The organism is Actinotignum urinale DSM 15805, from assembly GCF_000420445.1.
Lineage (GTDB): Bacteria > Actinomycetota > Actinomycetes > Actinomycetales > Actinomycetaceae > Actinotignum > Actinotignum urinale.
In genome coordinates, this window is record NZ_ATUY01000006.1 from 96,968 (window position 1) to 118,415 (window position 21,448).

The 21,448-nt window shown below is 51.7% G+C and carries 17 protein-coding genes and 2 tRNA genes; 9 read left to right on the plus strand and 10 right to left on the minus strand.

Annotated elements, in window-relative coordinates; genetic code table 11:
- The first annotated feature begins 65 nt into the window (after positions 1-65).
- The 3 genes from G445_RS09940 (at position 66) to G445_RS09945 (ending at position 4,380) form a co-directional block, all read left to right on the plus strand.
- Complete coding sequence (locus G445_RS09940; RefSeq protein WP_022866574.1) at positions 66-2,534, plus strand: HAD-IC family P-type ATPase; 2,469 nt, start codon at positions 66-68, stop codon at positions 2,532-2,534.
- A gap of 291 nt (positions 2,535-2,825) precedes the next feature.
- Positions 2,826-3,158, plus strand: a complete 333-nt coding sequence (locus G445_RS0105630) for a heavy metal-binding domain-containing protein (protein WP_022866575.1) — start codon at positions 2,826-2,828, stop codon at positions 3,156-3,158.
- Positions 3,159-3,411: 253 nt separating this feature from the next.
- Positions 3,412-4,380 carry a cation diffusion facilitator family transporter gene (locus tag G445_RS09945; RefSeq protein WP_022866576.1) on the plus strand — a complete coding sequence of 323 codons (969 nt, stop codon included), beginning with the start codon at positions 3,412-3,414 and terminating at the stop codon, positions 4,378-4,380.
- A gap of 183 nt (positions 4,381-4,563) precedes the next feature.
- Here G445_RS09945 and G445_RS0105640 read toward each other — a convergent pair.
- Positions 4,564-4,652: transfer RNA gene (locus tag G445_RS0105640), tRNA-Ser, on the minus strand.
- A gap of 10 nt (positions 4,653-4,662) precedes the next feature.
- Positions 4,663-5,133, minus strand: a complete 471-nt coding sequence (gene tadA, locus G445_RS0105645) for a tRNA adenosine(34) deaminase TadA (RefSeq protein WP_022866577.1) — start codon at positions 5,131-5,133, stop codon at positions 4,663-4,665.
- A 319-nt stretch (positions 5,134-5,452) separates the two neighbouring features.
- On the opposite strand from tadA, the gene upp reads away from it, so the two are divergent.
- The 3 genes from upp (at position 5,453) to G445_RS09950 (ending at position 8,974) form a co-directional block, all read left to right on the plus strand.
- Positions 5,453-6,091 (plus strand): uracil phosphoribosyltransferase, encoded by a 639-nt coding sequence (upp, locus tag G445_RS0105650; RefSeq protein ID WP_022866578.1) that lies wholly within the window; start codon positions 5,453-5,455, stop codon positions 6,089-6,091.
- A gap of 545 nt (positions 6,092-6,636) precedes the next feature.
- Positions 6,637-7,380 carry an alpha/beta hydrolase gene (locus G445_RS0105660; protein WP_022866580.1) on the plus strand — a complete coding sequence of 248 codons (744 nt, stop codon included), beginning with the start codon at positions 6,637-6,639 and terminating at the stop codon, positions 7,378-7,380.
- A gap of 286 nt (positions 7,381-7,666) precedes the next feature.
- Entirely contained in the window at positions 7,667-8,974 is a 1,308-nt protein-coding gene (locus G445_RS09950) for a variant leucine-rich repeat-containing protein (RefSeq protein ID WP_022866581.1), read from the plus strand.
- Between the two features lie 161 nt (positions 8,975-9,135).
- Here the strand turns inward: G445_RS09950 and G445_RS0105670 are convergent, their stop codons facing one another.
- Complete coding sequence (locus tag G445_RS0105670; protein ID WP_026420979.1) at positions 9,136-9,972, minus strand: undecaprenyl-diphosphate phosphatase; 837 nt, start codon at positions 9,970-9,972, stop codon at positions 9,136-9,138.
- A gap of 257 nt (positions 9,973-10,229) precedes the next feature.
- On the opposite strand from G445_RS0105670, the gene putP reads away from it, so the two are divergent.
- Complete coding sequence (putP, locus tag G445_RS09955; protein WP_022866583.1) at positions 10,230-11,795, plus strand: sodium/proline symporter PutP; 1,566 nt, start codon at positions 10,230-10,232, stop codon at positions 11,793-11,795.
- A gap of 83 nt (positions 11,796-11,878) precedes the next feature.
- Here the strand turns inward: putP and G445_RS0105680 are convergent, their stop codons facing one another.
- The 7 genes from G445_RS0105680 to G445_RS0105715 form a co-directional block, all read right to left on the minus strand.
- Positions 11,879-12,832, minus strand: a complete 954-nt coding sequence (locus G445_RS0105680) for a class C sortase (protein WP_084676503.1) — start codon at positions 12,830-12,832, stop codon at positions 11,879-11,881.
- 85 nt (positions 12,833-12,917) lie between these two features.
- Complete coding sequence (locus tag G445_RS0105685; protein WP_026420981.1) at positions 12,918-14,444, minus strand: SpaH/EbpB family LPXTG-anchored major pilin; 1,527 nt, start codon at positions 14,442-14,444, stop codon at positions 12,918-12,920.
- Positions 14,445-14,540: 96 nt separating this feature from the next.
- The gene (locus G445_RS0105690) at positions 14,541-16,568 is read right to left on the minus strand and encodes an LPXTG cell wall anchor domain-containing protein (protein WP_022866586.1); all 2,028 of its coding nucleotides are present in this window, start codon (positions 16,566-16,568) and stop codon (positions 14,541-14,543) included.
- Positions 16,569-17,722: 1,154 nt separating this feature from the next.
- Complete coding sequence (locus G445_RS0105700) at positions 17,723-18,352, minus strand: ABC-2 transporter permease (protein WP_022866587.1); 630 nt, start codon at positions 18,350-18,352, stop codon at positions 17,723-17,725.
- Positions 18,349-19,194, minus strand: coding sequence for an ABC transporter ATP-binding protein (locus G445_RS0105705; protein ID WP_022866588.1), 846 nt, complete (start codon positions 19,192-19,194; stop codon positions 18,349-18,351). The genes G445_RS0105700 and G445_RS0105705 overlap by 4 nt, the downstream gene beginning before the upstream one ends.
- Positions 19,181-19,564, minus strand: coding sequence for a GntR family transcriptional regulator (locus G445_RS0105710; RefSeq protein WP_026420983.1), 384 nt, complete (start codon positions 19,562-19,564; stop codon positions 19,181-19,183). Before G445_RS0105710 ends, G445_RS0105705 begins: the two co-directional genes overlap by 14 nt.
- A 236-nt stretch (positions 19,565-19,800) precedes the next feature.
- Positions 19,801-19,874 (minus strand) — tRNA-Gly (locus G445_RS0105715).
- Positions 19,875-20,244: 370 nt separating this feature from the next.
- On the opposite strand from G445_RS0105715, the gene dcd reads away from it, so the two are divergent.
- Together dcd and G445_RS0105725 are read left to right on the plus strand one after the other, a co-directional pair.
- A complete protein-coding gene (dcd, locus tag G445_RS0105720; protein ID WP_022866589.1) occupies positions 20,245-20,844 on the plus strand; it encodes a dCTP deaminase in 600 nt (199 codons plus the stop codon).
- A gap of 28 nt (positions 20,845-20,872) precedes the next feature.
- The gene (locus G445_RS0105725; protein ID WP_022866590.1) at positions 20,873-21,427 is read left to right on the plus strand and encodes a phosphoribosyltransferase; all 555 of its coding nucleotides are present in this window, start codon (positions 20,873-20,875) and stop codon (positions 21,425-21,427) included.
- Positions 21,428-21,448 lie beyond the last annotated feature (21 nt).

A 21,448-nucleotide genomic window follows, 5' to 3' on the forward strand; every position in this document is an offset into this window, starting at 1 on the left:
AAGATTCTTCTCGACAAGTAGTTCACCTCATTTTTAATGCGGGAGTTAAACGATAGTATCTTCTTATGACTCACACATCGAGCCTTAGCGAAACCCAGTCTAACTTAGCGCTCCCGCAAGCCGATCCGGCGCGGGGATTAACCCGTGCGCAGGTAGAGGAGATGCGTTCCCTCGGAAACGTTAATACTCAACCGGAACGTAGCGGGCGTAGCGCCCTTCATATTGTTCGAGATAACGTTTTTACCCGCATTAATTTCATGCTCGGCACATTATTTGTTTTGGTCATGACAACCGGCTCGTGGATCAATGGCGCCTTCGGCTTGCTGATTATCGCCAACTCCATTATTGGAATTATTCAGGAATTGCGCGCTAAGCATACGCTCGATTCCCTCGCTGTTGTTGGTGAGGCCAAGCCGGTTGTTCGTCGTGATGGGGAAAATAGGGAAATATCGCCGGAAGAGGTTGTTTTGGGCGATATTATCGTTGTCCGCGCAGGGGATCAAATTATTGTGGACGGTATCGTCACCGAAGAGGATTACCTTGAAGTTGACGAGTCTCTTCTCACGGGCGAGTCGGATGCTATCGATAAGTCCGTTGGGGATTCGATGATGTCCGGATCTTTTGTGGTGTCGGGTTCGGGAACCTATCAGGCATCTCGTGTGGGTAAAGATTCATATGCGGCGCAACTTACGGCCGAAGCCTCCAAGTTCTCCCTTGTGGATTCTCAACTACAACAGGGCATTGACCGCATTTTGCATGCCATCACCTGGGTTCTTGTTCCGGTCGGTATTTTGACGATTATCGGGCAGATTCGCGTGGGGAACGGCTCGTGGGTCGATATTATTTTGAGCGTGTGCGGGGCGCTCGTGCCCATGATTCCCGAAGGCCTTGTTCTCATTACCTCCACGGCGTTTGCACTTGGCGTTATTCGCCTCGGGAGAATGAACGTTCTTGTTAACGAACTACCCGCTATTGAAGGGCTCGCGCGCGTTGACACCGTAGCTGCAGATAAAACTGGAACACTCACGGAAAACAAGCTCACTTTTGGAGGTATTGAGCTGATTAATTCCTCGGGTTCCACGCCAGAAGATGTTCGTGAGGCCCTCGCGCAGCTAGGTAGCGCGGACACCTCTCCGAATTCTTCTATGGAGGCAATTATTGCCGAGGTCGGAATTCCGGAAAAGCCCTGGACTGTTGTGTCGCGCCAACCCTTTACATCCGCGAAAAAATGGTCCGGAGTCACTTTCCACAACGGCACCCACAACTGGGTACTTGGCGCACCCGATGTTCTGCTTCAGCTCGCACAAGCCCCTGAAGCAAGTGCGCGAGCCGAAGAAATCGCCAAAAGTGGCCAGCGCGTCCTCCTCCTCGCCCTGGCTTCCGAGAACGTAACGGCAACCCAAGCTCCCGGAACGATCACCCCCGTCGCCTTTATTCTTCTTGACCAAAAACTCCGAGAAGATGCTTCAGACACCCTGCGCTACTTTACCTCGCAAGGTGTTGATATTAAAGTCATCTCCGGTGATAACGCACAGGCTGTTGGCGCAGTTACCCGAAATCTCGGTGTAGATATTGGGGAGCCCGTAGACGCGCGCGCAATCCGGCAGGAAGAATTCGTTGACGTTATTAACAGCCACCAAGTTTTCGGGCGCGTCACCCCCGACCAAAAACGCGCCATGGTGAAAGCCATGCAAGAACGCGGGCACACCGTCGCAATGACGGGAGATGGCGTGAACGACGTCCTCGCCCTCAAAGACGCAGATTTAGGTATCGGAATGGGTTCGGGAACACCATCCACGCGTTCCGTCGCAAAAATTGTTCTTCTCGACGATAAATTCGCGTCGCTACCCTATGTTGTTGCCGAAGGCCGAAGGGTTGCGGGAAATATTGAACGTGTCGCGCGTCTTTTCCTAACGAAAACCGTATATTCCGCCGTACTTGCTATTTGCGTTCTCCTCTTCAGCACGTCATATCCATTTGTCCCCATCCACGTCACCATCACGGGATGGTTCACCATCGGAATTCCCGCTTTCATTCTTTCCCTACCCTCAAATAACCAAAAAGCCCGAGATGGCTTCGTGGGCAGAGTAATGCGTTTTGGTTTCCCCTCCGGCGTTATCGTTGGTATATCAACATTCTTTACGTACTATTACCTTTCGGAATACGCGACAGTTCTTATCACTCCAACCCAAATCTCGACTGCCACGCTCATCACCATGATTGTTGGTTCAACTTGGGTATTGGCAACGGTTGCACGCCCCTACACCTGGTGGAAAATCCTTCTCGTATGCCTCCCCGTCATTGGCTACACCGTTATCTTCAGCCTCCCCATTGCACAACACTACTTCCTGCTTGACTCAAGCAATATGTGGGCAATCTTTGTGGGTCTAGCGGTCGGCTGTATCGCCGCACTAGGAATCGAAAGCCTCTGGTGGGCGCTCGGAAAACGCCACAAAGAAGACAACCGCTTCTGGCAATCGCGCGAAGAAAAAGAACAACTACGCGAACAAGCACAACTCCGCGAGCGCCACTAGGTAGCCATAGCTCAACCAAACCAGCCCCTAACAAAACCGCCCCCAACCAATCTTCCGCACACTGCCAAGGCACCCCCACGGGCGCTATTGGTTCGGGCACTAACGCTTCAGGCACTAACGCCTCGGACGCTATTGGTTCAGGGGCTAACGATTCGGGGGCTAACGCTTCAAGCAAAACGGGGACATTCAAGATAGCGTTGATCCACCTCGCGCAATATAACGTCGGCTATAAGTAAGGTCGAAAACGGTCATTCCTTGCCCGTTGATTTACCTCTCCCATAAAATGGCCGTATGATACCAGTCACAACAACACAGTCCCTGGACGGTTACAAAATCACCAATTACCTGGGAATTTATTTCGGCGAAGTCATTTCCGGTGTCAACATGTTCAAGGACATTGGCGCTAGCTTCCGTAACGTTTTCGGTGGGCGTAGCCAAGGCTACGAAGAAGAATTAACCAAAGCACGCAATGAAGCCATTGCTGAATTACAACAGCGGGCAGCATCAATCGGGGCACATGCCGTCGTTGGTTGCAGCATTGATTACGAAACACTCGGACAAAACGGTTCCATGCTCATGGTCACCGCGTCCGGCACCGCGGTGCAAATCGCCCGCGCAAATTAATATCATCTACTCGGATACCCGCGACCAATACCGCGAGTATCTTTTTTGAGCCTAGACACCAGAACTAGCCGGACTATCTTTGCTTTTCTGCGTATAGTCAATAGAATGGTCACAAGACCCACGTCAGAACAACGAGACGCCCTCGTCGAACATTAACCAACACTGTTGGTACACACGTAACTCAACAACAAATCTTAGACATCATCTTTAACAACATACGCCAACAATCTATAACACCCCAAAAAGTGACACTATGAATACGCCCGCATCAAAGAATCCCTCTCGCAACCCTAACGAGCACGGACATAACCACGGAGAGCTTGGGCACAACCACGGCGCCCACGCCAACCGCAAACGCCTCCTTATTGCCCTGGGCACAACCGCTATTATCCTCGTCGCTGAAGTCATTGGGGCTGCATGGATTGGTTCGCTGGCACTCCTCGTGGACGCTGGCCACATGCTCACAGACACAGCCGGCCTCAGCATGGCTCTGTTCGCAGCCCACCTCGCCACCAAAGAAGCCACCTCACGTCACACCTGGGGATACGCACGATCCGAAGTTATCGCCGCAACCGGACAGGCCGCCGTCCTCCTTGGCGTCGGAATATATGTTCTGATTGAGGCCATTAGCCGTTTCGCCAACCCACCCGAAATCCCCTCCACGCCACTGCTTATTTTCGGCATAATCGGCCTAGTTGGAAACATTATTTCCATGCTGGTTCTTTTCACCGGCAAAGACGCAAACCTCAATATGCGCGCGGCTTTCCTTGAAGTTCTCAACGACGCCCTCGGCTCGGTTGCCGTCATTATCGCCGCCGTCAGCATCTCCCTCACGGGCTGGACTGGCGCGGATGCCGTCGCCGGCGTCATTATCGGAATCCTCATTATCCCGCGCTCGTTGCGTATTCTTAAAGCCGCCATCAACATTCTTATGGAGGCGGTTCCTGAGGGGCTCGATATTAACGAGGTGCGCACGCACCTTGAAGAGCTCGACCACGTTATCTCGGTTCACGACCTTCACGCCTCGGTTGTTGCAACCGGGTTGCCTGTTTTGAGCGCCCACGTCGTCGTAAAACCCGAGTGTTTTTACGACGGTCACGCGCCCGAAATCCTCAATCAGCTTCAAGAGTGCGCCGCGGAACACTTCCCGGTTCCGCTTCACCACGCGACGTTCCAGCTCGAACCCGAGGGGCACGACGAACACGAAATCCTGGACCACTAGTTACCGTTGCGCCCCGGGACTTCGCCCCACACGGAAAAAGCGGGCCAAGAATTGCGTGCGCAAGGCAACGCTGTCCGCAAAGCCAGTGTGGCCACACATTTTGGCACGTAACCCAAATACCTCGCAACGCCCCCGCGCCAGAATAAAAATATCCCGCAACACTTAACGATGTTGCGGGAAACTTGGCGGTGGCGAGGGGATTTGAACCCCTGGTGGCTATTAACCACACATCATTTCGAGTGATGCACCTTCGGCCGCTCGGACACGCCACCGCCGATAATACTATCGAAGAGCACGGCGCTCGTCAAAAAAATTCACTAATTGGCGTGCAACTTCTTCCTCACATATTCCGCCATACACCTCGACCTGGTGGTTCATTCGACTATCGCGCAGCACGTCCCTCACCGAACCGGCCGCCCCGGCCTTTTCATCCCACGCACCAAAAAATACCCGCCTAATTCGCGCCCCAAGAATCGCTCCGGCGCACATCGTGCAAGGCTCCAAAGTCACATACAGATCGGCATCATCCAAACGCCAGCGACCGAGCCGTTTCCCCGCCTCCCGCAACGCCATAACTTCTGCGTGCCCGACCGGGTCAACCTCCGCCTCTCGCGTATTGTATCCTTCCCCCACAATTTTTCCATTCAAGACGACGACTGCCCCGACGGGCACATCTCCCGCTTTTTCAGCATGCTGCGCCAACTCCATGGCGCGCCCAATGAATGCTTTTTCTTGCTCTTTTTTCCTATCCACAACGCTACTTCCCTCATATGTCAACGTTTCCAGTAATTCCTGTGGAATGTTTCGATACGTATTGTTAGATCACAATAATGCCGTACGGCTCAAAGGGGGATGGTTTTTCCGGCCAAAAATTGCGCATATTCGCCAGAGTTTCGTCGTCGAAAAAAAGACAACAACGCAACGGAAAACGAACTCGCCGTTTAGAGGAAATACCAGACAATATTTTACAGCTGAAACGCCGTGAAAAAATTTATTTACGCCAAGAAAGGACGTGATATTTCCACAGTGGCCATTAAGGGCGTGAGAGTGCTCGGACGGTTATCCTTGAAATATGGAAATCCTCGAAATTAACCACCCGCTGGTGGATCACAAACTGACAGTCCTTCGCGATCTTCACACTCCCTCCGCAACTTTCCGTCTCCTTGTTGAGGAGCTCGTTACTCTTCTTGCTTACGAAGCCACGCGCGACGTGCACGTTAAGAAGGTCGGGATTACCACTCCCGTCACCGCAACAACCGGCGTAAAAATTGCTGATCCGGCACCCATTGTGGTGCCAATTTTGCGTGCGGGTTTGGGAATGCTTGAAGGCATGACGAAACTTGTTCCCACCGCCGAAGTTGGCTTCCTCGGTTTGCAACGCGATGAGGAGACTCTCGAGGTGAGCACCTACGCGAACCGCCTCCCCGACGTTTTAACGGATCGCCAGTGCTTTGTGCTCGATCCGATGCTCGCCACGGGCCACACGATTGTTGATTCTGTTCATTATCTTTTATCACGCGGGGCACGCGACGTCACCGTGATTTGCATCCTCGCCACGCCTGAAGGTTTGAAAACTGTTGCCGAAAGCCTTCCCGACGACGCACATGTTCGTATTGTTGTTGCGTCCATTGACGAGGGGCTCAACGATCGCGGTTACATCGTTCCCGGTTTGGGCGACGCTGGCGATCGTCTCTACGGCGTTATTGACTAAGGAACGCCCAACAACGTTTTTTGACTAGAGCGTTATGCCCGACAACGTTATTCACTAGGGCGTAACGCTCTACGGCGTTATCGACTAGGCCGTAATCGACTAGGGCGTAACGCCCAACAACATTATCGATTAGGGCAACAAGCGCAACCGATAACGTTTCAAAAGCACCTGAGATATTCCGCGAACGTCATCATAACTACTGAGAATTTTTCGTGGCGTCCCACAGCGTGTTCTTACCGTCACAAAGTGCGTGAGCAGTTTTCAAGATTTTCACAGACAGAGGAACTAGTGTTAAACGTGCATTTTCATTGACGTTTCCGAATTACCCTGGGATAAAAGGAAAGACTTCGTGCCCTTCGCGCGGAGTTTTTCTTTCCACACGGGCTCTTCTCTCTTCTGAACAGGCTCTTCTTCGCGGACTCTTTTCATTTTTAACGACGAAAGTACTCAGTTCCGCTTTCATTGACATGTGAGAGGTAGAATAAACACGGATATTGCAGGTTATGCAATTGCTCCTATATCGTCGTCAATCTGTAAGGAAAAATATGGCTATCGCAAACCTTTCATTTATGTCCGACACTCTCGCACAGCAAGTGGATGCCACCGTCATTTTGCCGGATAACGTTGATAGCGCGAATCCTCCCGCGGTCTGGTATTTCCTTCCAGGATTGAAGTTTACAGCGCAATCTTTTGCCACAAACATTCCTTTCCAGCGGCACTTGGCCGGTTCGAACGTCGCCCTCGTTATCGCATCCCTCCCCTATTCCTGGTATTTCAATAACCAATTTGAACGCAATTTTTTTGATTTCACGGCACTTGAGCTCCCTCAAAAAATCGAATCCATGTTCCACGTGCGTTCAGACCGCGCGGGACGTTTCGTTGGCGGTTGTTCCATGGGCGGTTTCGGTTCCTTAAAAACCGCGTTGACCTTCCCGGAGCGTTTCGCCGGCGTCACTGCTTTTTCTCCCGCATGTGATTTCACGGATAGAGGTTTTGTCGACGGACACTGGGAGTTGCATACACATTTATCGCAGGGTTTGCTGCCCGAGGACGACGTTTACGATCTCGCCCGCAAGGTTTTCGGGGAAGATGCCTCACGCGAACAGGCTCCGGCCGTTTGGGTAACCTGTGGCACCGAGGATCCCTTCCTTGCACACACTCAACGTTTGGAAAAGGAGCTTCACAGCCTTGGCGTCCAACCCGAAGTTGTGTACGCACCCGGCCCTCATGCTCCTGCTTATTGGGATACTCATTTCCCCGAAGCGCTCGCGTGGGTGAATGCGCGCTAACGCACAAGTTGTGCGCCACATAGTTTTTTCGACAGAAAGTGCGTAGCCAACGCATATTTCCGCAATAACGTCATGGACGGTGACGCATAGCCAATAGCCAATAGCCAATAGCCAATAGCCAATAGCCAATAGCCAATAGCCAATAGCCAATAGCCAATAGCCAATAGCCAATTTATCCCATCTAATGGCCTTCATATTAACGTACAATATGTGAAGTGTCACTTCTCTAAATAATTATTTTTAGGGAGTTATTTATCCTGATATTTCGTCGTTAGAAAGGAACGGCATGGATCAAGAACTCTACAACCTCGCTAACGATCCCTCCACATCCCCCGAAGTACTGCGCGATCTTGCATGGAAACATCCAGAACTGCAGAGCGTTATCGCGGCGAACCCTACCGCATATGAAGGTTTACTTCATTGGCTTAACGAAAATGGCAATGAAGCCACTCGGAAAGTTATAGCGGAACGTTTCGGGCAAAGCTCGGAATCTTCCACACAAGACGAACACACGCCAGATACCGCAACGGAAACGGATCCTACGCACACGGCCGTCGCCCCAACGGAAACATATAGCTCACAGGATAATGCGCCACAATCCCCGCAAGGTGGGGCGCAAGCGTATGAAACAAACGCAACGCAAGAATACGTCGCCCAAAATGGAGCAACACCGTACCCACAAAACGACGCAACTCAAGCATATTACCCGCAGCAGAATCCGTATTACGGAACCTACCCACAACAAGATCAAACTGTTGCTGGTGGGTTAGCATACACTCAGGTCGTCCCACAATACGACCCCTCCTACACGCAAACGCCTCAACCCCAAGCTCCTTACCAACAGCAAGGCTCCTACGCTCCGGCTTACGGGCAACAGCCTATTTCGCAGTACTATGCAACACCTCAAGAAAACGAGCCTGAGGAACCCGAAGAAAAGAACAACTCCAAACGAACCCTTATTCGCATTATTATCGTTGCTGTTACCATCGCACTTATAGCAATAGCGGGCTTGCTGGCGTACAAGTATTTTTTCTCCTCGAATGATGCCACTCCGGATAAAACAACCATCACCCAAAAGGACGCCTCGAAGAAGAAGCCCTCCGAAGAGCCCACAAAAGAACCCACAAAAGAAGCTAGCCCAACAGAGGAGCCTGCCCCATCCCCCTCTATTTCCGCTCCTCCCACACCAACTGAAAGCATTCTTTACCCGGCACCAGCAGGCACAGCATCTGCTCCTAGCTTCACAACACCGACGGGGAACATTTCCTGCTCCTTGGCAAATAACGCGGTGTACTGCCGGGCAAACGAAACAAATACCCAAAAAATTGGACTCAGTTGCCCAGGCACATCCTCACTCGGACTTGGTGTTGTTGATGGACTCACTCAATACACATGCGATCAGGCAGTCGGCGGTGGGAGCGCTCTTCCTTACGGTGGCTCTGTGCAAAACGGCAATGTTGCGTGTACCTCTTACTACACCGGTGTAACCTGCTGGAGCCAAACGACTGGAGAATCTTTCGCCATCTCACGCAACGGCTCTATTTTTGGAACTGGCGGCGCTCTTTCGGAAGATTCGTTCCCCTGGAAGAGGTAGGAATAATTATTCAGGCTGAATTATTCACCCCGAATATTCAGCCTGAATAATTCAGCCTTTCCGTGCAAATCCTTACCGTTGGGGTCACAAATTTGCGTCATGCTAATAATATCCGACGCATTTTTTACATCATCAAGCACCCTGCGTTATAGCGCTTCGCTTTATACGGCAGAGAGAACCCCGCCAAGAAGGAGGCCCGCAACGGTAACGCCCAGCAAAATACGGTAAATCACGAAACCGGTGAAATTGTTGGAGGAAATAAACTTCAACAACCACGCAATCGAAAGATACGCGACGACGAAGGACACCAGCGTGCCAATTCCGGTAGCTGTCCAGCCCACACCGCCCGGCGCGCCGATTTTGCTGAATTCGCCAACGGCTTGCAGGCCACCGGCCGCAATAAGCGTTGGAATACCAAGGAAGAAACTCATGCGTGTAGCAGCGACCCTGTCAATTCCCAGGAACATTGCACCGGAAATCGTCGCCCCTGAACGGGAAACACCGGGAATTAGCGCGAGTGACTGGAAAAGGCCGAGGAGAATGCCGTCCCGCGCGTCGATAGTATCTTCGCCACGCGTTGCTGTTCGCCGATCCGCCAAGAACATCGCCACCGACCATAAAATCAAGCCACCCGCAACGAACCACATGGAACGCAGTGGCCCCTCAATATAATCCTTGAGCACCAAGCCGATAACCGCGGTGATTCCGAAACCGAAAATAACAGCCCAGCCCATTGCGTAATCCGCAGAACGCTTTTTCGGGTTAACCAGCCCACCGAACCACGCCAGCGCAATGCGCACAATATCCTTCCAGAAATACACGATGGAGGCGATCATGGCGCCCACCTGGATAATTGCCGTGTATGCGGTCACCGTTGGGTCATTGACGGAAAAGCCCATGAGGTTTTCGGTAATCGTCAGGTGCCCGGTGGAGCTCACCGGCAAAAATTCCGTAATACCTTCCACAATGCCCAAAATGACGGACTGCCACCACTCAATCACAACATTCTCCTCTATCACGTGTATTGGTGAGATTAGCGCGAAACGCACGACGCCGCCACCTTCTTGTGGCGCACCGGATACCAGTGTAGGGGAATATGCACTCTCTTGTTCATATTTTAGATAGTTATGCGTCACATTATGAACAATAGTTGTAAGGTTAAGACCAACGTCTCATTTGGCGTCTCGCGACATTTTTGCCTTCGCGTGCACGGATACACATACTCCGTGCACAACATTAGGCGGAAAGGAACACCATGTCACAGACAACTGGACAAGCAATCGCGATGATTATTTACTTCGTCGCCATGGTATTTATCGGCCTATGGGCTTATACTCGCACAAAAAATCTTGATGATTACATGCTCGGCGGGCGCGATCTCAACCCAACCGTCGCCGCGCTTTCCGCAGGCGCCGCGGACATGTCCGGCTGGCTCCTCATGGGCCTTCCCGGCGCACTCTACATGTCCGGACTCGTCGAAGGCTGGATTGCCGTCGGCCTTACGCTCGGGCAGTGGGTGAACTGGATGGTCACCGCACCCAGATTACGTTCCTACACACAGGTGGCGAGCAACTCGATCACTGTCCCGTCGTTCCTAGGAAACCGACTCCACGACACCACAAAATCCGTGCGCCTCATCGCGGGTCTGATTATTTTCGTATTCTTCACGTTCTACGTTTCTTCCGGAATGGTTGCCGGTGGCATTTTCTTCGAAACCGCGTTCGGAATGGATTACCACCTGGGCATGGTTCTTGTTGCCGGCGTTGTTGTTCTCTACACTCTCGTTGGTGGCTTCCTCGCCGTGTCCTGGACGGATATGGTTCAGGGAATCATGATGGTTTCCGCGCTAGTTGCGGTTCCTCTCTTCTCCGTTTTCGCCATTGGTGGTTTCGGGAAAGTTGCGGAAGGCGTTACTGCGGTGAACCCCGATTTTATCCACCCCTTCGGTGGGGCTACGTTCGTCGGGATTATTAGTTCGCTTGCGTGGGGACTTGGGTACTTCGGCCAGCCACATATTATTGTGCGTTTTATGGCCTTGCGCAGCCCCAAAGAGGCAAAAACCGCCCGGCGTATTGGCCTCGGTTGGATGGTATTTTCCTGCTTGGGTGCTTGCGGCACCGCAATTGTGGGTATTGCCGCGAACCACTTTGGGGTTGTGAAAATCCCCGAAGGGCAACACGAATCGGTGTTTATTTTGATGGGCCAGTCGTTGTTCCCCTCAATCGTTGCGGGATTCATGCTCGCCGCTATTTTGGCAGCAATTATGTCGACGGTTTCCTCCCAGTTGTTGGTGACCTCCTCCGCTGTGGTTGAGGATATTTACCACGGTTTTTCGAAGAGGAGTCTGTCCGCAGTTGGCGGGATTACGTTGGGGCGCATCGCGGTGTTGGCCGTGTCTATCCTAGCCGCCATTTTCGCGTGGTTCCGCACGGATTCCATTTTGAATCTCGTGAGCTTCGCGTGGGCAGGTTTCGGTGCAGCTTTCGGGCCGATTGTGTTGCTGGCCCTCTACTGGCGCAAGCTCACCGCGATGGGCGCGCTTACGGGCATGGTCACGGGCGCTGTTGTTGTTGGTTTCTGGGGAACATTCAAGTGGTTCGGGCTCTACGAAATCCTTCCCGGATTCTTGTTGGCCACCCTTGTCGCCTACATTGTTTCCCTCATGACCTACCGCCCCAACCCGGAAATCGACGCCGAATTCGATAGGGCCGTTCGCCTGGCGAAAGCCGGCTCGGATGAAATCAACGCCGATTTGGGTAAACCAACGATGTCCGGTGCGGTAATTGTTCTTCAAGACGTGGCACATTTGGACACAAAGTAACTCTTCCCTCAAGAGTTTGTTGTACGACGGCAGTGGGGTAGCGCCACACCCCACTGAAGAGCGTATTGGTTAGTGTCTACCCGTTAGCCTTGGGTTTGCGTTGGTTTGGTGGATGGATTTTGCCGACCGCTTCGCCAAATGTAGATTCCCGCGCCCGTAACGGTGACCAATAGGATCACTATCCACCATGGGAATCCGGGCAGGTCAGGCGCTTTTTTAGCATCGTCCAGTTCCGATTGTGGAGTGGGGATGACTCGCTCACCAGTTACGAGGATGCGTTGAGTGTTTATCCCAAGTGGCGTGCAGGTGATGAGCGTGACCAGATCTTTTTCTGGATCGGCAAATAGAACTTCTGTATCAGATGGTTCGATTGTGATTATATCTATAACCTGGTAGCTGAAAACCTGGTCAAGGACAGAAATAGTGAAAATGTCGCCTTTTTTAGCTTTATCTAAATGCGTGAAAAGGGTAGATTCAGGCAAGCCTCGATGTGCAGTTAAGACGGAGCGTTGCCCAGTCCCACCCACGGGCAGTGATGTTCCTTCTAGGTGTCCGACGCCTTTGAGAAGAGTTGCTTCCGAGGTTCCGTGGTATATGGGTAGGTCGATGTCTAATTTGGCGTAGTGCAGGCGCCCCATTACGCCTTCTTTATTGCCCGAGAGAATGTCTTGGTAGTTCAGGGTTTGATTACTGTTGTTGCCGTAACCTTTGGGAACATTGGCGTCCGCTTCTAGTTTCACGCCTGAGGCGAGGGCTTCATTGTATTTCCGAGCCTGCTCAAGCAACGCAACGTACGGGTTGGGCTTTTTCTTCTCGTTTTGCTCTGTGATTTCTTGTGTGAGGGCGATGACGCGAGATTGTTCTTTTTGAGAAAACCAGGAGGCCACGTGAGGGTAGAGGAATACGCAGACACCGGCAACAATGATGAGGCTAGAGACGAATGATAACCATGGAAACCGCCACACCACGGGCGCAGGTGGTAGGCCACGCCGTTTACCGGTGGGCGCGATTGTTTCGATGTTTGAGTCAGTTTCCATTGCTTCGCTAATGATGTATCCAAAGGGGCTCTGGAGGCAACTATTAACCACCAGAGCCCCTTATGTTCAACCGCTCTGTTTGGAGCTAGTTTTGATTCTTGCGACGTGACACCACGGCAATCGTGACGCCACCAGCGACTAGACCAACACCAATGATGCTAAGTAGCAGGACTCCGCCAGCACCGGTAAGAGGAAGGTCTGGCCCGTCCTTCTTGGGGTTAACGACGGTTTTTTCCACCTTGTTTTGGGTGCCCGGCTTGATCTCAACATCGATTCCATCGGCGCTGGCACTGTAACCAGCTGGAACCTTGGTCTCGTAAACGCAGTAGTGCTTAGAGGGGTTGGTGAGCGGCCCGTTTGCAGAGTTAGCGATCCAAAGTCCAAGCGGGTTGGTCGGATTCACGTTTGCCCACTGGACAACACCATTTGCGTCTGAGGTACCGGTTGCGACCTCGCCGGTGGCGGGCAGCGCGGGGCATGCACCGTTTTTGTAGTTATCAAATACTTTGAACTGGGCGCCTGCGAGTTTGTGTGCAGGTGTCGAGTTGTCTGTCTTGTTGATGACTAGCTGACCCCAGTAGGTGTGAGGCGTGGTATCTCCAGGGATCTTGTTGCCGTTGAACTCTGAACCGTAACCGGGATTATCCGGGTTATCCGAAGGAGGGTTTTCAATATCGCCGGAGTCGGTTACTTTCGTCACCTTGGTCTTGAACTTCACGGTGATTGTCTTGCCTGCTGCGAGTTTACCCAGGCCAGTGTCCGTTAGCTTCCAGGTGAGGTTCTGGCCAGCCTGGACAAGCTTGTAGTCAGTGTCTAGGGTAAGCGCAGTACCGTCGTAGGAGACTTCGGTGGTTTTATCGTATTCGAGGCTATCTGGCAGGTGGTCCCAGATTGACGCAGAAGTGTATGTTTCACCGTCATTCAAAGCGGGAACAACCTGTGTGATGGTCCATTCAACTACGCTGCCAACCGTAACCTTGCCAGACTGATCGGCGTCTGCATTGATTTCCTTCTTAGGAGCGTCGCCCTTCTGGTTCTTGGGGTAGGCGTGTACGTCGTAAATCCAGTTTTTCGTCTTGTGGGGCAGAGGGATGGATACGTAGAATGGCGCCGTCTTTGAAACAATGTTGGCAGGAGCATCGGTTTCCTGCACGTAGTAGAACCCAAGAGCTAGATTCGAGAACTTGGTTTCACCGTTGGTACCCGTTTTCTGCGCGGTCCCAGTCGCGTTCACGAGGCAGAAGGTATTCTGTACTTCTGCAATGGTCTTCGGAGCGCTCTTTGGTAGATTGTTCCACGCCTCGTAGGTACTTAGATTAAGTGCTTTACAGGTACCTCCATCCGTTTTGCCAAGCTGCCAAATAGTAAACTCGGCTCCTTCTAGAGGATCTTTACCTGTGATGGTCTGCTCTGTACCGTCACCGCGTTGGCCTTCAGCTCCAACGTATTTGTGGATGGTCAGCGAGCCCGATGTTGGGTGGCCGGGCTGATCAGGGCCGACGGCGGGCGCGGCTTGCGCGATCGTTGCGCCACCGAGGAGGCCTGCGAAAGCGAGAGCAACAGCCCCGACACTCGCAACAACCTTCCCGAGGACTGTTCTTTTCGTGTTCATTTTCCAGGGTTTCCTTTCGTGTGTTGACACTTTATAAATCTGTTGAAGTTTCTTATCTGATTGAAAATGCTTAGCGAGGTGGAAAGTATGCACCGCTCACACCTCCTGTTTACGTCTGCGAATGCGAAGCGCTGTTACTGCCGTTATCCCGGCGGCGGTGAGCACAAAACCCATAAGTGTGTAGAAGTCCCTACTTATGCCACCGGTCAGTGGCAGCGTGGGTGGTTGCTTCTTCTTATTCACAAACGGTGTCTGAAACTCGTGTTTCAAATGGCTTGCGTCGATTTTGAAACTATGATTCGCGCCATCTAGTTCGTACCCTGCTGGGGCTTTTGTTTCGGACAGCACGTAGTCTCCCCACGCAAGCTCAGCTATTTCGAATCGACCTGCCGCCGGATTCTTGTCAAGGCCTGTGCATTCCTGTTGTGTCTGCGCCACGCAGTCTGTCACTGTCTTTTCCCCGCCCGGTCCGTCCAGTTTCCATTGTGAACCGGCTAAATGCTGTGGATTAGGCTTAGATTCGTCAACCTTTGCCCATGTAACCTTGCCTTTTATCCGCGGGTTTACAAACGCTTTTCCGAATACGTAATCAGGTACTCCGGGGCCCACGGTGAATGTACGCGAGTTGCTGTCTCCAGGAATCTGATAGCCCTGTGGCGCCTTGGTTTCGGAGAGCTTATATTCCCCGAAGTTCAGATTCTCAACTTTGAATTTACCTGCTACTGGGTCTTTATCGGGACCGTTGCACTCCTGTGCACTATCTGCCACACAGTCTGTGACATCCAAGTTTGTTTTGAATGGTCCGGTGATTTTCCACTGGCTTCCAGAAACCGGTTGCGCGGGAGTCGAATCATCCACTTTTGACCAAGCTACGCTTGCTTTACGTGGCGTGTTAGTTAAAGTGCACTTAATATTTGCAACCACGTTTTCACGTTCTCCAGTGCCAGGCTTGGTCACGCTGACGCTTTCTGGAACAGTGATGAACCAGTCGTCTTTCGCTTCTTTGTTCGCTATATATTCTTTCCCGTTTTGGTCGGTGCAGCTGAGGCTGGAGTTAAACATGTCGAGGGAAACTTGCCCAGCGTCATTCGGTTTAGGTTGATGAACAATGCTTTCAGAAATCTTGTATGTGGCTTTACCTACAACAACGGTTGCTACTTGCCCTCCAACAACGTCTTGTTCACCAGTGGTGGTTACTGGAACCGTGTATTCGTCTAAGCTTCCGTTGGACTTTTTGTAATCCACTGAAAGTTTGAACTGCTCATCTGAAATTCGCGGACCTTTCAAAACCTTCTTCACACCTAGCGTGGGAGGTGTAACACAGGAACCAAGGTCAGTCTCACTATTTTGCTGCTGGAGCCTCTGGCCAAAAGGAGTCATCGTATTTGTTGTTGCGTTAAACGTGTAGTGTTGGAAAAAATGGGAAATCCACAGCAAACCATTTGCATTAAATGACGCACCAACAACGTTGGCAGTACCGTCAAACCGGTTCCGTACAACAGTATCGCTTCTAATTTCGCCCCCGTTAAGACTCTCCAACCGTTCTTTACTCACGGTCCACAAATCCGCTCCAAGCGGATGGCCACTTAGAATATGGAGGTTGCCGAGGATGTCAAAAGAGAGATCACCATTGAGTATAAATTTATTTATATACTCCAAGTTACCGCTACGTCGCAGTTCTGTTTGAGGATGTATCAATCCAACGTATTTGATGGTGCCGTTTTCAAGCTTGAAGAGCCTAAAAGCAATTGGGATCTCTCTCTGGCCCTGCCGTACTTCCACTGAGCTCTCGGTGAACTGACCAAAATAATAAGTTCCGGTTAGGGGATCCACCCCACCCGCAACCCAGGATTCCCCGTGTTTGGCCGGAAGAGTAGCAACATACTCCCACGGCGCAGTAGCGATAGGGGCTCGTTTTCGAATCTCGATCCAAATGTTCGATTCCGGGCCCCATGTCCAGTACCCATTGATCCATTGCTTGTTATTCCCGTATATAGCGAGTGCGTAGGCAGTACCATCGGGTGCGATTCCTAGAGCGTTAGCTTGAATCAACTGCCCCTGGTTATTGTTAGACTGAGCCGGGAATTTGGGAAAAGCTGGAAGAGGATCACCAGGAATGTTCACGTTCGGGTCGCTACGTGCCCGTACGGTACCTAACTCATCAATTGAGTAGTATCGGCCTGGCTGGCAGTAACTTGGGGAAGCGGTATTCTCCGCCGCCACCGGTTGGGGGGGGGGAGACAGATTCAGAACTTAGCTCATTAGTACCTAGCTTTTCCGATTCTTGAACCACTGTTTCAGATGCGCCATTTTGAGGTTGCGAAGAAAAACCTGATTGCTCTTCCGTTCCGGCTGCACCGGTCACAGCAAGTATCACTATTAAAAGCGAGGCGCTTACCCCTCTTAGAAGCCACCCTTGCCAATTTGAAGGTAAGATGAAGGCGAGCTTCGAGCTGTGTTTCATATTCGTGTCCAATACTGTCCGATGGGGGTCGGGGGTTTAGAACCCCCTGGTGATGATGGGTCAAACCGTATGAGGCTGAGCAGTGATCACCAAGATGTGTAGGACATAATGCCCATCTAAAAAATATAATAAGCGAACTAAGCATCTCCACGCAAGGTAGACCGGGAACCTGTGCTAATGCCCACTTTGTGTGTCTTTTAGTGTTTTGGCTGGTGGCGCCTTGTAATTTGGGGTTCGGTTAGCTTTTTAGGCTTATTTTGTGAGCATACCCACATTTGCTGGAAGTGTGTTGAGGAGCGGGTTTTGCTTGGTTTATGGCTCGTAAACCAAGCAAACAATGGGTAGGGCTAGTGCAAGCCTTCCATAACCAACGGGGAAAATGGTTAAACCATAAAACCTACAAAACCCAGGTACCCCCAAACCAAATACCCTTATGGCTTCGCCCTAACCAGCAATGGTGGTACACCCACCAAAAAGCCCGCGGAGCCTACAACCTACTCGCCAAACAAACCAGGAAAGCAACCCTGTTCACCTTCCTAGACCCGACCCTAAACAAACAAGCCACCATCACGCTACCGCCACCACCAACGAGCTAGAAGGCGCTATAAACGCCGCCAACACCACAACCCTGAATGATCTGGCAGGGGAACCGGTGAGCGAGTTTCACCCCGCACAATGGAGCGCACTCATCGACCACGCCATCGTAGACGAGGATACGATCCGGTTCATTTTCAGAACCGGGAAAGAAATAACGGTGGGGCTTTGAAAAGAACGCAGGGCGCTAACATTGGATGCAAAATCGGGCTCTACTAACTTAGAATTCTTTGCCTGCCATGATCTTTCGACTTATCCATAGGGATACTGCGGTAAGTACGATCGTCACGGTCAGTAGTATTCCTGCGTTTGTGAGTGGGGGTAGGGTTATGGCTTTTGCTACCCATTGGAAGATTGCTTGTTTGTTGGAACCAACAAAGGACGATCCGGCGAATACCACGATGAATACGGCGACCAGAAAAAGCTTGGCTTTTTCTGGACCGAATTTGTAAAACAGCGGTAGCTGAATAATGGTTAAAAGCAGGGTGACCGCAAAGGCGAAACTGGCCACCAAAACGGTATTTTTCCAAGGCATCTCAACCATTAAATAGGCAAGAACACCTGTAACCGCGAAAGCCACTATCCCAAGAGCGAGTGTAATCAGAAAATTTAAATTAACGAGCTCGTTTCTACTGATAGGTCCGGCAAGAATCGTTCGGTTCACCTTGGATTCAGCATCACGAGCAAAGGTGGCCGTAAAATAAAGCATCCCAATCATGCCAAAAATAAACGGAAAGATGATCAACTGGTTTGCATAAATCCCCACAGCGCTGATCGCAACGAGCACCAGAGCTAGAACAGCTATATATGTACGATTGGCAATAAGGTCTTTATAAAATGCAGCTCTCACTGATCTTCTCCTTTAATCGTGTAGACCATGATGTCCTCAATCGTGGGTCTACCAGCTTGCACACCAGCAGGAACTGCCCCGGTGCGGACGATTACTTCTTGACCAAAATCATGACGGCGACGCCCTAACACTTGCGTGGAATCAAGCTGGTTTGCCTGCTCATTGGTCAACGCTACGATTCGCCAAGAATCTAAGAGCTCGTCTTTTTGTTCCATGAACTTCAACTTGCCCTCACGGATGAAAGCAACGTAGTCGGCGGCTTTTTCAATATCGGAAACGATGTGGGAGGAAAATAGAATCGAGTGGGTCGGATCTTCGATAAATTCGAGCATAATATCAAGCACCTGATCACGAATCACCGGATCTAAACCACTGGTGGCCTCATCAAAAATCAGTAAATCTGCTGCATGGGAAAGTGCCATCGCTAGTCCCAGCTTCATCCGCATACCGCGAGAGAGTTCACCAACTCGCTTAGACGAAGTAAGACGAAAACGCTGCTGGTAACTAGCGTATGTTTGCGCATCCCAACTCTTGTACAGGCGCTTGCCGAACTCGCCAGCATTCTTAACAGTAAAACTATCTGGCAGGCTAATATCGTCAAATACTACCCCCACTCGTTCATGCGCTTGTGGGTGATCTGCACCTGCAGGCTGCCCCAACAGGTTTATTGTCCCGGCATCGGGGTGAGCAAGACCTAAAATCAAACGCAGCGTAGTGGATTTACCGGCACCGTTCTCGCCCACGAAACCCACGATTGCCCCCTGGGGAACTTCAAGGTTAAGCGGACCGAGCGTGAATCCCGGATACTTTTTCACTAGTCCGTTGGTTTCAATCACATTCATCGGATCCTCCCAATAAATCAATCAGCTCTTTCAGATCAGAAACAGACAAGCCAGCAACCCGAGCCGAGGCGAGGGCGGATTTCAAATAGTCCTCGACTTTTTTACGCTGCTCTTCCTTGAGCAATTCAGTGTTTTTAGAAGCAACAAAGCTACCTCGCCCCTGTACGGAATCAATGAAACCCTCTAGCTCTAGCTCGTCATAGGCACGCTTAGTAGTAATCACTGACACGCGAAGCTGTGATGCCAAACGCCGGATCGACGGCAGCTTGTCGCCGGGCGCTACCTGATCGTTGATTATTGCCGCCTTGAGCTGATTCTTAATCTGAGCGTAAATCGGATCAGAACTTGCATTACTAACGATGATATCCACGAACACCTCCTAGTGTTTATAGTGTACATGAACACTAGGATGAATTAAGTAGAACACTCCACATTCAGAGAAACATTTCAAACGCCATTGCGCTCAACAGGAAAAAGGCAGGGTCAGTAGTATTTCCGCAAGTCAGAGCTAACGCGCTATACACTCGCTAACGCAAGCGATTTTCTTGACCCCCTTGGGGCGTACGCACTAACGCAAACGCCTACTTATCATTTTCGACGTCATAGTGGAGCGGATGACGGGAGTCGAACCCGCCTCTACAGCTTGGGAAGCTGTCGTTCTACCGATGAACTACATCCGCGTAAATTGCCCTCCACGCCCCGCGGAAAGCGAGAGGCAAAAGCAACTAAAAGCCAATTGTAGCGCGGAAGCCGTCGTCGCGCAAAAACGCCCACCGCAGACGCAATGTTGCTCAACGTAGGCGCGACGCGCGAGGAAAAGAAGTCGCATCTTGATAGAGACCAAGACGGCCACCACGAAAGCGCTGGGCGCGAACCGGTGGGCAGAGTGGAGCTTTGGAGGGGATTTACGGCCACCACGAAAGCGCTGGGCGCGAGGGAAGAACCATATAGCCAGGACGGTGAAGATGTGATTACTCACGAAAGCGTGGCGCGCGAGGGAAGAACTGAAATAAGTGGCAGTTCCGGGCGCGGCATGGAAGAATATATGTCGTGCTACTTTCAGATTCAGACATTCGCGCATATGTTGCCACCGGAAAAATTCAGCTGGATCCGTGGGATCCCGCAATGGTACAGCCCTCGTCGATCGACATCCACCTGGACCGTTTTTTCCGCCTCTTCGATAACCACAAATATTCCGTGATTGACCCCGCCACCGCGCAACCCGGGCTCACGCGCCTCATCGAAGTTCCCGCCGACGGCGATTTCGTACTCCACCCCGGAGAATTCGTGCTCGGCTCCACATACGAAGTGGTCACGTTAGGCAACGACGTTGCCGCGCGCCTGGAAGGTAAATCCTCGCTGGGGCGCCTCGGCCTCCTCACCCACTCCACCGCAGGTTTCATTGACCCCGGCTTCTCCGGCCACGTCACCCTGGAGCTTTCCAACACGGCAACGATGCCGATTCGCCTCTATCCGGGCATGAAAGTTGGGCAGTTCTGCTTCTTCCAGCTGTCCTCCGTCGCCGAAAACCCCTACGGGCAGGGTGCCGAAGGTTCGCGTTATCAGGGTCAGCGTGGCCCCACGGAATCGCGTTCGCACCTTAATTTCCACCGCGTGAACGTGGGAAACGAACCCCTCACGCAACAATAACCCCATCTGTCTCGCCTCAAGGAAAATAATGGTCACACAGCACGATGAAAACGAACCCGAAACACAAGAACGAGAAATCCTCACCTGGCAAGATTTCGGCGACTCCATGCGCAACCTAGCGCAGGAAATCGCAAATTCCGGTTGGATGCCGGACGTGGTTGTCGCTCTGGCGCGTGGCGGGCTTCTCCCCGCCGGTGCCCTCGCCTACGCCCTCGGCATCAAAGCCATGGGCACCATGAACATCGAATTCTACACCGACATTTCCGAAACGCTCCCCGACCCCATCCTCATCCCACCTCTCATGGATCTCTCGGCGCTGAGGGGTAAACGTGTCCTTATTGTCGACGACGTAGCAGATTCCGGTAAAACGCTCAAACTTGTGAGTGACATTATCCAAACAAAAGGCCTGCCTTCCGGAACGCACGGCGTTGACGGGCAATACGTCCAGGTTGATGAGGTTCGCACGGCGTGCATTTTTGTGAAGTCACGTTCTGTGATTGTCCCGGATTATGTGTGCAAACATACCGATTTGTGGATTAATTTCCCGTGGTCGGATAAACCGCCGGTGACTGCTGATAATTAGGTGTCTCACGTGAAGTCGTAA